The 12,635-nt window shown below is 49.7% G+C and carries 18 protein-coding genes; 14 read left to right on the top strand and 4 right to left on the bottom strand.

What is annotated here, in order from left to right; genetic code table 11:
* Positions 1 to 285: 285 nt before the first annotated feature.
* Positions 286 to 504 (bottom strand): hypothetical protein, encoded by a 219-nt coding sequence (locus MHI45_RS08100; protein ID WP_340897216.1) that lies wholly within the window; start codon positions 502 to 504, stop codon positions 286 to 288.
* Between the two features lie 164 nt (positions 505 to 668).
* Between MHI45_RS08100 and MHI45_RS08095 the strand changes: the two genes are divergently transcribed.
* The 7 genes from MHI45_RS08095 to MHI45_RS08065 all read left to right on the top strand — a co-directional run bounded on the left by MHI45_RS08095 (position 669) and on the right by MHI45_RS08065 (position 4,889).
* Positions 669 to 1,019: a DUF3139 domain-containing protein gene (locus tag MHI45_RS08095; RefSeq protein ID WP_340897218.1), complete on the top strand. Its 351-nt coding sequence runs from the start codon at positions 669 to 671 to the stop codon at positions 1,017 to 1,019.
* A 30-nt stretch (positions 1,020 to 1,049) separates the two neighbouring features.
* A complete protein-coding gene (locus MHI45_RS08090) occupies positions 1,050 to 1,580 on the top strand; it encodes a hypothetical protein (RefSeq protein ID WP_340897220.1) in 531 nt (176 codons plus the stop codon).
* A 26-nt stretch (positions 1,581 to 1,606) separates the two neighbouring features.
* Complete coding sequence (locus MHI45_RS08085; protein WP_340897222.1) at positions 1,607 to 2,128, top strand: GNAT family N-acetyltransferase; 522 nt, start codon at positions 1,607 to 1,609, stop codon at positions 2,126 to 2,128.
* Positions 2,129 to 2,226: 98 nt separating this feature from the next.
* Positions 2,227 to 3,363 carry a hypothetical protein gene (locus tag MHI45_RS08080; protein WP_340897224.1) on the top strand — a complete coding sequence of 379 codons (1,137 nt, stop codon included), beginning with the start codon at positions 2,227 to 2,229 and terminating at the stop codon, positions 3,361 to 3,363.
* Positions 3,360 to 3,641 carry a Dabb family protein gene (locus MHI45_RS08075; RefSeq protein ID WP_340897226.1) on the top strand — a complete coding sequence of 94 codons (282 nt, stop codon included), beginning with the start codon at positions 3,360 to 3,362 and terminating at the stop codon, positions 3,639 to 3,641. Before MHI45_RS08080 ends, MHI45_RS08075 begins: the two co-directional genes overlap by 4 nt.
* Positions 3,631 to 4,173: a GNAT family N-acetyltransferase gene (locus tag MHI45_RS08070; RefSeq protein WP_340897228.1), complete on the top strand. Its 543-nt coding sequence runs from the start codon at positions 3,631 to 3,633 to the stop codon at positions 4,171 to 4,173. Before MHI45_RS08075 ends, MHI45_RS08070 begins: the two co-directional genes overlap by 11 nt.
* Positions 4,174 to 4,331: 158 nt before the next feature.
* Positions 4,332 to 4,889 carry a hypothetical protein gene (locus MHI45_RS08065; RefSeq protein ID WP_340897231.1) on the top strand — a complete coding sequence of 186 codons (558 nt, stop codon included), beginning with the start codon at positions 4,332 to 4,334 and terminating at the stop codon, positions 4,887 to 4,889.
* Between the two features lie 220 nt (positions 4,890 to 5,109).
* Here the strand turns inward: MHI45_RS08065 and MHI45_RS08060 are convergent, their stop codons facing one another.
* On the bottom strand, positions 5,110 to 5,664 hold the full coding sequence (locus tag MHI45_RS08060; RefSeq protein WP_076108818.1) for a hypothetical protein: 555 nt from the start codon (positions 5,662 to 5,664) through the stop codon (positions 5,110 to 5,112).
* A gap of 91 nt (positions 5,665 to 5,755) precedes the next feature.
* On the opposite strand from MHI45_RS08060, the gene MHI45_RS08055 reads away from it, so the two are divergent.
* The 4 genes from MHI45_RS08055 (at position 5,756) to MHI45_RS08040 (ending at position 8,369) form a co-directional block, all read left to right on the top strand.
* Positions 5,756 to 6,331 carry a TetR/AcrR family transcriptional regulator gene (locus MHI45_RS08055; protein ID WP_076108819.1) on the top strand — a complete coding sequence of 192 codons (576 nt, stop codon included), beginning with the start codon at positions 5,756 to 5,758 and terminating at the stop codon, positions 6,329 to 6,331.
* A 150-nt stretch (positions 6,332 to 6,481) separates the two neighbouring features.
* The gene (rnhA, locus tag MHI45_RS08050) at positions 6,482 to 7,147 is read left to right on the top strand and encodes a ribonuclease H (RefSeq protein WP_076108820.1); all 666 of its coding nucleotides are present in this window, start codon (positions 6,482 to 6,484) and stop codon (positions 7,145 to 7,147) included.
* 117 nt (positions 7,148 to 7,264) lie between these two features.
* The gene (locus MHI45_RS08045; protein WP_340897235.1) at positions 7,265 to 7,933 is read left to right on the top strand and encodes a uracil-DNA glycosylase; all 669 of its coding nucleotides are present in this window, start codon (positions 7,265 to 7,267) and stop codon (positions 7,931 to 7,933) included.
* Positions 7,934 to 7,964: 31 nt separating this feature from the next.
* Positions 7,965 to 8,369: a hypothetical protein gene (locus MHI45_RS08040; RefSeq protein ID WP_038595039.1), complete on the top strand. Its 405-nt coding sequence runs from the start codon at positions 7,965 to 7,967 to the stop codon at positions 8,367 to 8,369.
* Positions 8,370 to 8,475: 106 nt separating this feature from the next.
* On the opposite strand, the gene MHI45_RS08035 is transcribed toward MHI45_RS08040, so the two are convergent.
* Positions 8,476 to 9,576 (bottom strand): AI-2E family transporter, encoded by a 1,101-nt coding sequence (locus MHI45_RS08035; protein WP_076108822.1) that lies wholly within the window; start codon positions 9,574 to 9,576, stop codon positions 8,476 to 8,478.
* Positions 9,577 to 9,809: 233 nt separating this feature from the next.
* Here MHI45_RS08035 and MHI45_RS08030 point away from each other — a divergent pair, with 233 nt between their 5' ends.
* Positions 9,810 to 10,283, top strand: a complete 474-nt coding sequence (locus MHI45_RS08030; RefSeq protein ID WP_340897238.1) for a hypothetical protein — start codon at positions 9,810 to 9,812, stop codon at positions 10,281 to 10,283.
* A gap of 31 nt (positions 10,284 to 10,314) precedes the next feature.
* On the opposite strand, the gene MHI45_RS08025 is transcribed toward MHI45_RS08030, so the two are convergent.
* Positions 10,315 to 10,605 carry a hypothetical protein gene (locus tag MHI45_RS08025; RefSeq protein ID WP_340897240.1) on the bottom strand — a complete coding sequence of 97 codons (291 nt, stop codon included), beginning with the start codon at positions 10,603 to 10,605 and terminating at the stop codon, positions 10,315 to 10,317.
* Positions 10,606 to 10,912: 307 nt separating this feature from the next.
* On the opposite strand from MHI45_RS08025, the gene MHI45_RS08020 reads away from it, so the two are divergent.
* Both MHI45_RS08020 and pfkB read left to right on the top strand, forming a co-directional pair.
* The gene (locus MHI45_RS08020; protein ID WP_038595031.1) at positions 10,913 to 11,677 is read left to right on the top strand and encodes a DeoR/GlpR family DNA-binding transcription regulator; all 765 of its coding nucleotides are present in this window, start codon (positions 10,913 to 10,915) and stop codon (positions 11,675 to 11,677) included.
* A gap of 32 nt (positions 11,678 to 11,709) precedes the next feature.
* Positions 11,710 to 12,621, top strand: a complete 912-nt coding sequence (gene pfkB, locus MHI45_RS08015; RefSeq protein WP_340897243.1) for a 1-phosphofructokinase — start codon at positions 11,710 to 11,712, stop codon at positions 12,619 to 12,621.
* Positions 12,622 to 12,635: the final 14 nt, after the last annotated feature.

Below are 12,635 nucleotides of genomic sequence, written 5' to 3'. Positions count from 1 at the left end.
CACCTATTTGGGGCTTTTAGCCTGTTACAGTAGGACAACGGACTCCAGCGCAGTTATTTCTCCCTGGTAGCCATTTTTAGATAGAATGCAGCGCAGATAAGTGCATCTGAGTCCGCAAAAGAGAATAAACAGGGGTTTTACTCTCCTTAGCGTCTCCTGAGTCCGTTTACGGGTAAACGTACCTGCTGCGAACTTTTAGGGACCCTGCTTTCAATACTAAATCTAGAAAAAGCAGGGGAATTGCCCTGAAAAGGGGAAATTAAAATAAAGCTTATGTGCGGTGCGTTAGGCCTTGTTATGCTGAAACTTCGTAATATCCCTGTCATAGTGCGAGATGGAGCCGTCGAATCTTTTTAAGCGTACATACTCTTCGGAGAATTTCTCAACAATCCCGAAGCCTACCTGGGAGTACATTCCATCGGGGTCAAGCTGCAGCGCGGACACAAAGGTCTGCGACAAGGCAGCAACAAAAAAATCGGCATTTTTAATAAGTGTTTGCGGCATAGTCCCGTCCCTCCGTTTATCGGCTCGAATTTTAATCGTTCCATAAAGTCATTTCAATCATTTTACGACAGGCTGTGACTTTTGAAAATAGGATTTAATTTGTAATATTTGCGAAAATAAAACTGTGGTTATGCAGGGAGGCAGGTGGCTTTCTAGTGAGGCCTATGAGGAAATTCGCTTACAGAGCGCTTGTTGTGCTGATTCTGCTAATTATTTTGACTGCTGTAATATACGTGCAAGTCAACAAATTCATCTTTTCTCATAGGGTAAAGGCCTATCTGATCGAAGAGAAGGGTTACAGCGATGAAACGATATCTTCGGTAAAAGGGGTTTGGGGAATCAAAGCACCGCCTTTTTTTGCCGTAGTGAGTTTTAGCGATGAGCCTGAGGTGGAGTATACTTATTTTGCCCATAATGAAGTAATGCAGTTCAGCCATGAGATCAGTCTTAAAGGCCGGAAGTCGGGAATCCGTGAGTCCAGTCTTAAGCATATTGAGCCTTATAATCCTTATTAAATACAATCTACAGAACAAGGTGGAACCCTCATGAATGACCTGACACAGCAAGCAAAAGAATGTTTTGCCCGGTATTTGGGCAGCTTTGTGCAGATGCACCGTGAAGGTGTACTGGAGCAGTACAAGAAATATGAAATCCCAAGGGAAATGGAGCTGCAATGGTTTCAGGAGATGGTAACCGGTTATTTGCAGCAATTGTCGATCCGTGATTGGGAGGCGGTGTCCGCACTGGATGCACTTTCCAGACAGTTCCAGGCTCCTGTTATCGTAGAAAATACAGCTTCCTTCGCTGCCCGCAACCTGCTCAGCGCCGACAGCATCGTCCGGCTGATGTATGCCGAAAGTCTGGTGGGAATCATCCGCTCGAACAAAGGGGGCATTCCCCGCGATCTTTTGTTCAGCGCTTGCCGCACAGCGGTTCAATTGCTTGAGTCTGTGATTGCAGAGCCGCTGGTCATAGATCCCGGACATGAACTGCAGTCGCTTGGACTTAAGGATAAGCGTGGGCTGAACAGCAGAGCGAAAAAAAGCATAGAAGAGATAGAAGTGCTGATCAATTAAAGCAAGCAAAGCAATATCGAAAGGGGATGGAAGATTTGCACTTAAGAACAGAAACAGCGGATGATTACCAAGAAGTATTTGATCTAAATTACCGGGCTTTTGGAAACCGTGAGGATGAATCGAGGCTGATTGAAAGAATAAGAGAGTCCGAAGACTTCATTCCTGAGCTTTCCATTGTGGCTGAGGAGGATGAGACGGTCATCGGCCATATTTTGTTAAGCGGAGCCAAGGTTACCGATGGTACTGCAGCCCATAACGTTATTGCTCTTGCCCCTATAGCTGTACATCCCGATTATCAGGGAAAAGGCGTGGGAAGACAGCTCATCGAGGAGGGGCTCAGCCGCTGCAAGGCGCTGGGGTATGGGCTTGTGCTGCTGATCGGCCATCCCTCCTATTATCCCAAATTCGGCTTTACACCAGCACGTGCATTTGGGCTGGAGCTGAAGCAATTTGAGGTGCCGGACGAGGTATTCCAGGTGTATGAGTTACAGGAAGGCCAGCTGGGGGACATTAAAGGTGAGCTGAGGTATCCAGAGGCGTTCTTTTGACACTTAAATGAAATGAATATGACATAAGGCTGTCTGGTTCGTTATGCTACGCTTTCCTGACAGAAAGTCTGAATGAAACAGCAGGAGGAGACTAACGTATGGCTGAACCATTAAAAGCAATGTACAACGAGGACTTTCTGCGTGGCCTCGGCGGAAAGATTAAAGCCGTATACGGGCTGTTCGATCTGGAAGGCTTCGTCCAGTCGGCGATGAAGGCGCCTTGGGAGGAACTGGAGCTTAAGGGACGGATGCGGCGGATTACAGAGACGCTTGGGTCTTTTTTGCCCCCGGGGTATGAGGACGCCTTGGATATTCTGTATGCGATAGATGAGCAATGTGTAGGTTTTCCGTACCTGATCTTCCCCGACTTTGTCGAGGTGTACGGGCAGGCGGAGGAACACTGGGAACGGTCGATGGCGGCACTGGAGCGGTTCACAAGAGGATCGTCGGCGGAATTTGCCGTTCGTCCCTTCCTGCTGCGCGAGCCGCAGCGGATGATGGCGCAGATGCTGCGCTGGTCCGGCCATTCCAGCGAGCATGTGCGGCGGCTGGCCAGTGAGGGTAGCCGGCCACGTCTGCCGTGGGGACAGGCGCTGCCGATGTTCAAGCGTGATCCGGCTCCGGTGCTGCCGGTGCTGGAACGGCTGAAGGCTGACCCGTCACTGTATGTGCGCAAGAGTGTGGCCAACAATTTGAACGATATCGCGAAGGATCATCCTGATGTTGTCATCGGGATTGCTCAGCGCTGGAAAGGTGAGAATGAGTACACGGACTGGATTGTGCGGCATGCCTGCCGTTCGCTGATCCGCAAGGCGGTCCCGGAAATTATGGAACTGTTTGGATATGCGGCTGAAGCGGAGGACACACCGCTTGTTGCCGATGCCTCGCTTTCCGTCGATCCGGCTATCGTGCAGATTGGGGGAAGCTGCGAACTGCGATACAGCCTTGATATTGCTCAAGGCGGCCCTGTGCGGATCCGGATTGAATATGGCATTGATTTTGTGAAAGCCGGAGGAAAGACATCACGCAAATTATTTCTCCTGTCTGATAAAACAGTGCCCGGCGGCAGTACTTTAAAGGCCACACGGACACACCGCTGGGGTGATTTGACGACCCGCCGCCATTATCCGGGAGAACACCGGATAACGCTGCTGGTGAACGGACGCGAAGCTGCTACGGCCATGCTGCAGCTGGAGAAGCAGGAGAAGCAGGAGAAGGGGGATATCGGGCTGTGATTATCAACAATTTATTAATCAAGCTGAAGGACAGCAGTCCGGGCAGCATAGCCAAGACAAGAGAGGTATTGCTTGGCATGCGCGAGAGAATAGAGTATATCCGCGATCTGAAAGTGGAGGTTGATGTCCGAAGCGGCACGTATGATCTTATGCTAATCGTTCAGTATGCATCAATGGCGGACATGGAGGCTTATCTGGTGCATCCTTATCATCTTGAGGTGTCCGGTTACATTGCAGGCGTGCTGGAATCGTCAGCTTCCCTCTGCTATGAATCGTGAGTATTTTGAATTTCCTGTATTGGAGACGGACAGGCTTAGATTAAGAGAAATTACAGCAGAGGATGCCGAGGGGATCTTCGCCTGCTTTTCCAGCAGCGAGGTCATGCGCTACTATGGGCAGGAGCCGCTTACGACACTTGCACAGGCGGGGGAATATGTTGATTTCTTCGCAGACAGCTTCCGGGTTAAGCGAGGTATCCGGTGGGGCATTGAGCTTAAGGGCAGCAAAGGGCTTATCGGGACAATCGGGTTTAACGCCTGGTCACCAAAGCACCAACGGGCCGAAATTGGCTATGAGCTCAATCCGGATTTTTGGCGCAAAGGTTATGCCGCGGAAGCGGTGTCCAGGGTTCTAGCTTATGGCTTCGAAAGAATGGAGCTGACCCGGATCGGCGCTGTAGTATTCACTGGAAATGAAACCTCTAAAGCGCTGCTGGTTAAACAGGGGTTTCAGCAAGAGGGGCTATTAAGAAACTATATGGTCCAGGACGGCAAGACGCATGACACAAATGTATATTCCATCGTAAAATGAGCAAGAGTTCTCTGAGTACAGCAATTTCAAAGATACGATCCCACGAGGATGGTATCTTTTTCTAGTTTTCGGCAGCCTATCTGCAACATATTGGAGTGTTATCATCGTTTAGAAAGAAATGGAGCAAGCGCGCGAAACCGCCAAAGGAGGAAATGAAGATGTTTAAGCTGCTGGCCTGTCTGCCGCTGCTGCTGGTTCTGCTGCTTGCAGGGTGTGAAAGCACGGATGGAGGAAACGGAAGTACTACACAGTCTGCAGCTCTACTGCAGAGGCCTGGCCACCTTATGCCTGAAGTGATGCCGGAGGATTTTGCCTTCTCCGTCCGTTTTGGAATTACCGGGAAGAATGAAATTAATACCTTTGAAGGCACCGTAACCAAGGATTTGGTGACCCAAGGTGAGGCAACTGCGGATCTGACGTTTACCGGGAGCGAAATGGCGGACATCTATACCCGCCTGCGGGATATTGATGTAATGGGTGAGCTGAAGCTGGAACCGGAACCGGCGAGGCAAAACTGCAATCAGACACCCTATGATGAAGAGCATTGGCAGATAAGGCTGAATGGAGAAGAGCAAACACTGGAATGGTCCGAGGAAAAATGCGAGGTCACCGAAGATGCCAAAAAGCTAAAGGAAATAAGAAGCTATATCTTTGAACTCGTCAAGACAAAAGCGGAATATCTGGAGCTGCCTGAAGCGGTGGGCGGATATGACTGAGTGAGAGAAGGAACGTCCACCCAAGTGCTCACGTTAATCCTGCTCAAAAAACGAGGGGTGTCCCAAGCAGCCATTTCACGGCTTTTGGGACACCCCTTGCGATCGGACGGAAATTAGTCCGTTTTGCGGCCATTCCCATGACATAACTCCACAGTCCGCCGGAGAGAGCATTCAGCAAGGCTGCGGATATCGTGATTGCCGGGAATAGGGCTCCCTCGGTTTATTTCTTCACTTCTGTGACGCCGGATACAATGCCCTGATCTGATGAGTCGAAGGTGGATTGATATTGATCATTCGCGAAATAGACGTTGCCCTTGATGGTGGCATTCACAACGCTGAAGCCGTCCGCCTCCACATAAACATCCCCGACAAAAGTGCCACCTTGAATCCGGGCATTTTCACTCTTAATGGTGATTTTGGGAGCAGTCAGTATGAACGAGTTAGTGATGTTGTGCTCCGCATCCTGGGTATAAAGGGCAATTTTGCGCGCAGGTTCTTCCTTGTTGATGAACTGGCCGTCCACAACGAGATCTTCGGTGAACGTAAGGTCATTCAAGGTTGCGGCAATCCAGGTGCCGTCTTTGCTGATCGCTTTTTTGAAATCCTCTCCATTGTTAACTACGGATGCTGAGGTAACAGCGTCAGTGGTTTCCGTAACATTGGTATTGCCGTTTGCGGACGCATCTGGATTTGCCGCATTATTGTTGTTCGAGTTACCGCATCCTACGAGTAGGGTCAAAGCGAATACTGCGGCCAGGCCTGCGATCTTTCTCATCTAAAGAACCTCCTTATGGTGTGTGAGACTATGTGTTATATTTACCGATCGTTCTATAAATGGTAAAATCGACCCAGAGAGGAGCATGATGATGGCAAGAAGCAAAGAGTTCGATGTCGACATTGTACTCGGCAAAGCAATGAATGTTTTCTGGCAGCAGGGCTATGAGAAAACCTCCATGCAGGATCTGGTGACCGGAATGGGAATTCATAAACGCAGCATGTATGATACTTTTGGCGACAAGCATACTTTATATATGAAAGCTATAGACCGGTATGTGCAGAATACCTCAGCCAATATGGAAGAACAGGTGAAGGAAGCGGCCTCAGCAAAAGGGGCAATTCGTCAACTGTTTGAACTGATTCTTCAGATGGCAGAAATGGACCCGAAGGGCTGCCTGCTTGTGAACACTGCGGTTGAGCTGTCCTATCATGATCCCGAGGCAGCAGCCAGAGTGAACGAAGCGTTCCTGGATACAGAGCAGCTTATTGAGAGATTGCTGCTGGATGGCCAGGCAAGCGGTGAAATCTCCAGACGCCGTCCGGCGGCGGATCTGGCGGCATATCTGCACAACGCGCTGGTAGGACTGAGGGTAATGGTCAAAACAACCAGGGATGTGAACAAACTACAAGGGATTATAGATACTACGCTTGAAGTGCTCGATTAAATTTCTCGTATAGTATGAGCTTGTGTCTGTCCAAATATCCGCAGATTTTTGAGCGGCAACAGGCTCTGATTATAATTTGACTTCAATATGGCCGCAGTTTGGATTACAATATTCTTCTGATGAATTTTTACGCGAAGGAAGGTCTGTTCCATGGCTAAGCAGAAATTTTATGTAGTATGGGAAGGCAAACAGCCGGGAGTGTACGGTACTTGGGCAGAATGCCAAGCCCAGACGGATCATTACACCGGAGCGAAATACAAGTCCTATGAATCCAGAGCTGCCGCAGACGCAGCGTACAAGGCTGGCTGGAAGGGGAATTGGGGAACGGGGGCATCATCCGCTTCCGGTAGCTCAAAGGGGAAACCGGCTGCCTCACGGGGACGGAGCGCCAGTGTAGAAACCTCGGCAGAGATAGATTATGACAGTATATCCGTTGATGTCGGCACACGGGGCAATCCGGGACCGGTAGAATACAAGGGTGTGGACACTCAGACCGGCGACATTATATTCAGCTGCGGACCCATTAAGAAGGGTACGAATAATCTGGGTGAATTTCTGGCAATTGTTCATGCGCTGGCCTTGCTGAAGAAAGAGGGCAGCAGCAGGACGGTTTACAGTGATTCTGTGAACGCGATGAAATGGGTCAAGCAGAAAAAGGTGGCCACGACTCTGCCTAGAGATGCCTCTACAGAGGAGATTTGGATACTCATTGACCGCGCCGAGCGGTGGCTGCAGAGCAACACTTATGACAACAAGCTGCTGAAATGGCAGACCAAAGTGTGGGGCGAGATCAAAGCGGATTACGGGCGGAAATAGCCCTGGCAACCCAGCTTTAGATCTGCCGTGCCACTGGAGTGCGTAAGCCAGCCTTATATTATGGGTAATAACAGGTAATGAATAATGATTACGTGAAAGATCGGAAGGAGAACGGGGATGTTCGGCAACGATTGGGATGAGGTATTGCAGGAGGAAACAACAAAGTCCTATTTTCAGGAACTGCGCTACACGCTTGCGGGTGAATATAAACAACATACAGTTTATCCGCCTAAAGAGCTGTTGTTCTCGGCGCTCAAGCTGACACCTTACAGCAAGACCCGGGTGGTCATTCTGGGACAGGACCCTTATCATGGTGCGGGACAAGCACACGGGTTAAGCTTCTCAGTGAAGCCCGGGGTGCGTATTCCGCCTTCGCTGCGCAATATTTATGCGGAGCTTCATACGGATACCGGGCTGCCGGTTCCGAACCACGGATCACTGCTGCACTGGGCCGAAGAGGGTGTCCTCATGCTGAACGCAGTGCTGACTGTGCGCGAAGGCCAGCCCAATTCACATAAGGGACTAGGCTGGGAGACTTTCACTGATGCCATCATGGAGAAGCTGAATGAACGGACAGAGCCGATGGTATTTATCCTATGGGGAAGCCACGCTCAGCAAAAAGGGGCTTATATCGACCGGGACCGGCATATGGTGATTCAGTCACCGCATCCGAGTCCGTTCTCGGCACATCGCGGCTTTCTGGGCAGCCGTCCCTTCTCCAGAGCCAATCAGTATCTGGAGTCACATGGTCTTAAAGGAATAGATTGGTCCATACCGAATGTATAGGTAGCACGGACACAGCGAAGGGGGTGGAGCAATGAAGCATTGGGTTGGCAGACCGGTCATTATGTATTGCGGGGAAGAGCCTTACACCATTATGAAGGGCGTTCTGCGCAAATGGGATCCAGCCGCTTCGGTGGCCGTGATCGGCCATCAGGAAATTGCTGTACCTTTTCGTGACATTGTGTTCATTAAGGCTCTGGCTCCCAAAGAGAGAGCCTTGCCCCCGGTTCTTCATTCCGTTGGATATGTCATGAGAGAGCGCCAGCAGTTCGATAACGCAGTTTATTTCAAATCAGCAGTAACCGTGTGGAAAGGTGATCAGCTGATTGCTTTTAATACAACCATAGCATCGCATACCAAAGGTTCGGTAACCCTGGTGGACGGGCAGAATCTGATGAAAGGCACACACATCTTTGTCGTCCGCTCCCTTCGGGGCTGAGGAAGACAATAAAGAAACGGCTGCACCCTCCCGATTAAGGGTGGCGCAGCCGTTTTTTGGTTTTGTTTCAGGGGCCTCTACGAGAAGTTAGCCTCACTAGCAGCTGTTATAGCTGTTCTTCCTTGATGACCTCAACTTCTTCAACACGTTCCGCGACGATAATCTCATAGATTCGCAGAAATATGATTTTGATAATCATATATACGGGAAGAGCAATCAGCACACCGATGATGCCGAAGAAATCTCCGCCGATCAGCACAAGGAGTACCGTCGTGAGCGGGTGAACATCCAGCGACTTGCCGTAAATAATCGGAGAAAGCACATTATCTTGAATTTGCTGGGCAACTACAATAATGACCAAAGACCAAATCGCCATGGATGGCGAATCAATGAATCCCACAATGACTACAGGGATTGCTGCCAGCAGAGAGCCGACATAAGGAATGAAATTAAGCGGTATGGAAATTACGGCGAGCAGGAGCGAATAGGGCAATCCAATAATCAGAAAGCCGATATAGAGCATAATTCCCAGCACAACATTGAGCAGAACCCGGGTCACGATAAAACCGCTGAGTGCGCTGTCGATATCCTTCAGCATTTCCTGGCCTTCCTTGCGGTACTTTCTCGGAATCAGGCTCTGCAGAATAGGGGACAGCTTGTGTCCGTCCTTCAGCATGTAATAAAGAATAATCGGCAAAGTGGCAATTACGACCACAATGCTTGAAATGACACCGATAAGATTGGTCATCGAGTTGGTGACCCAGGTAATCCCATCGTTCAAATATTCCGAGAGCCGGGCGGCCAAGTCGGTATCCCCTTTGAAGAATCTTGACAATGAAGGATCATTCTGCAGCTTGTTGAACTGATCCTGCATTCCCTGAACCAGGTAAGGGGTATTGTCAATAAAGTTCTGAATCTGTTCACGAAGTGTCGGCCAGACCAGCACCCAGAACAGGATGAATAGTCCCACAGCGACAAGATAAATCAGCAGGATGGATAATCCGCGTCCCAGTTTATGGCGCTCCAGGAATGAGACCAGCGGCCGCAGCAGGTAATACATGAATCCGGACAGCATCATCGGCACAAGCAGCAGATTCAGGATCGCCACCACAGGAGTGAACAGAAAAATAACTTTGGAGCCCAGATACAGAATCGTCAGAAAGGCGATAATGGCTAGGCATGTTCGAAAATACTTGCTTTGTAGCATAGCAGCCTCCCCTTCATTCTAAATAATGCCTGTATGTATCAGCATCAGGATCATTGGTAGATCTACCAATATACTAATAGTACATTAAAATCGCGGTAAATCTAAACCCGATTCTATCTTTATAACCGATATACGAGAGTTTGATTCAAGTTTATCCGGAACCAGGACAACCGGCCGGCCGGTTCAAGCCGCAAAGGTGGCGGTTAATATCGCTTAAACAGGAGGGATGTCATATGACTATGCTGGTTGTAGGAATATTCGGGCACCGGAGCGATGCAATACTGGCGATAGAGGCGGTGCAGGAGCTCGGAGTCAAAGCGAAGCAGATCTCGGTTGTGACGAAGGAGAAAAATACGCTGGCGGTCATCAGCCACGATACAGGGATTGGCAAGCCCGAAGCCGGGGAAGGCAATGCAGGCTTGTTCGGAACAGCGAGAGGCCTGGGGGTAGGGCTGGATATGTTGTCCGACACAGCGGTGGCAGCGGGGCCTGCAGCGAAGAAGCTGGCTGGGGCTGATCTGGATATCGACGGTCTTACCGTCAGCCTGATTAGCATCGGAATTCCCAAGGAGGATGCGGAGGCCTATGCCAAACATGCTCACCTCGAGCATATTATTGTGATTGTCACATTTAAGGATGAAGAACATCGCAGGAAGATAAACGCCATATTTGAAAAACATCAGGCCATACCTCTTGCGTCTGCCTAATGCGAAAGAACTTTTTGCCATAGATTAAGCTTTAACGCGGTGGACGGGATTTCCGTCGGGCCGCTTTTTTTTTTCTGGATTGTATGAATAAAAGCGGGTCGATATTTACCTGGCCTCCGGTTTCCTTGGTCACTTGCTTCGCTTTGACGAGGGCCAAAAATGCGAATACTTCTCCCAACGCGGCTAGACCGGCAGCGATAATTTCATAATCTTCAGCGCTTAGCTCCGCGGATTCTACCGGATTGCTGGCACCGGAATTATTATTCAGATTGCTGGCACCCATGCGGTTGCGATATCCAAAGTTGTTTTTGTTATTGGCCATTTCCTGTTCACCCGCTTTTCCCCATATGTATTATAAATATGTAACACCCCGGGCAGATGAAATAGGCGTTCGGGAGGATATTTCAGACAGCCGGCTTTGAGCAGATATGATCAAGAAAAAGGAGCTTTACAGATGATGAAAACGCTGTTATTATCATAAATAAGCAAAAGTAATCACAAACAGTCAATTTCAATCAAAATCGAGCAGTGGAATCTATTCGATCAAAATATGGAGTATAAGGATTATTGTTAATTCAGATCCTAAAGAAGCCGGAAGGTAACGCTGTTCCGTTAAGGAGTGAACCGTCATGCTGTTTGAAGAGGAAAGAAAACGTAGCATCGTGCAGTTTGTTGAGAAGCACACGAGGGGCTCGGTGCAGGAGCTTAGCCAGCAGCTTGGCGTATCCGAATCGACGGTCCGCCGTGATCTTAAAGAGCTGGAGGAAGCACGGCTGCTGAAACGGACGCATGGCGGGGCGGTCTCCCTGCAGAGCGTCAACTTTGAAGCGGTATTTCAGGACAAGGAAGACCGGTTCCTCGAGGAGAAGCTGCGGATCGCCCGCAAAGCGGTGGAGATGATCCAGGACGGCGATGCAATCCTGCTTGACGGAGGAACAACAACCCTGCAGATTGCCAGGGAGCTGAAATCCTTCTCTAATCTTAAGGTCATTACTAACTCTATCATGGCGCTAAACGAGCTGAAGGAGTGCCGTAATATCGAAGTATCCATCACGGGCGGTATGCTTCGTCCGGATACACTTGCTTTTGTGGGACCGATGACGGAGCGGTCACTGGAGATGGTGCGGGTGGATAAGGCGTTTCTCGGTACGAACGGGCTGGATGTGCATGAAGGCATTACCACACCGAATATGCTGGAAGCCGCCACCAAACGCAAAATGATCTCGGTTGCCAAGCAGGTCATTCTGCTGGCTGATCATAGCAAGGTCGGGCAGGTATCCTTTTGTAAGGTGGCGGATCTGCAGGAAATTGATCATTGCATTCTGGATTCGGAAACGCCGGAGAGCTTTATCCGTGAGCTTGAAATGATGGATATGGACTATACATTAGTTTGAAAACTAGAAAACCACAATAATGAGGGATAATCATGATATATACAGTGACACTTAACCCTTCCATTGACTATATCGTGGAAGTTGACCAGGTAAAGCTTGGCAGCCTGAACCGGATGAAACGTGATTTGAAGCTGCCGGGCGGTAAAGGGATCAACGTCTCGCGTGTTCTGAACCAGTTGAACGTCCAGAATAAGGCAATTGGCTTTCTTGGGGGCTTTACCGGCCGTTATATTGAAGATTGGCTGCATGAAGAAGGCATTGCGAGTGATTTCGTATCCGTTTCGGATGATACCCGGATTAACATCAAGCTCAAAGCCGGAGAGGAGACGGAGATTAACGGAATGGGTCCGGTGATCAGGGATAACGAAGCTGAGGCACTGCTTCAGAAGCTTGCTAATCTGCAGGCGGGCGACATCGTTATAATGTCCGGAAGCATTCCTCCTTCGCTCGGTGAGGATTTCTATAACAGGCTGATAGGCGTATGCAAGCATCACGGGGCCGAATTTGTTATTGATACGACCGGACAAGCATTGCAACAGGCATTGCCTCTGGGACCGCTGCTTGTTAAGCCGAATCATCATGAGCTGGCAGAGTTGTTCGGGGTTCAAATCAGCAGCAAGGAAGATCTTATCACCTACGGGCGTAAGCTGCTGGAGCTCGGGGCGAAGCATGTGCTGGTCTCCATGGCGGGAGAGGGGGCTCTGTTCATTTCAGAGAATAGCCTGTTCCGCGCCAACGCGCCGGCAGGCAAGGTGAAGAATTCGGTAGGTGCGGGGGACTCTATGATTGCTGGTTTTGTTGGCACATTGTCCTTGACAGGAGATGTACTGCAGGCATTCCGTGCAGGAGTAGCTTCCGGCAGCGCAACCGCATTCTCCGATGATCTGGCGGACAGAGAACTTATTGAGCAGCTCAAGCCCTTGATCGAAATTTCACAGTTGTAAACGGGCAGTTCAAG

Origin of the sequence: Paenibacillus sp. FSL H3-0321, assembly GCF_038002865.1 — a bacterium.
Classification (GTDB): domain Bacteria; phylum Bacillota; class Bacilli; order Paenibacillales; family Paenibacillaceae; genus Paenibacillus_AQ.
This window is presented reverse-complemented; position numbering and strand designations above follow the sequence as displayed.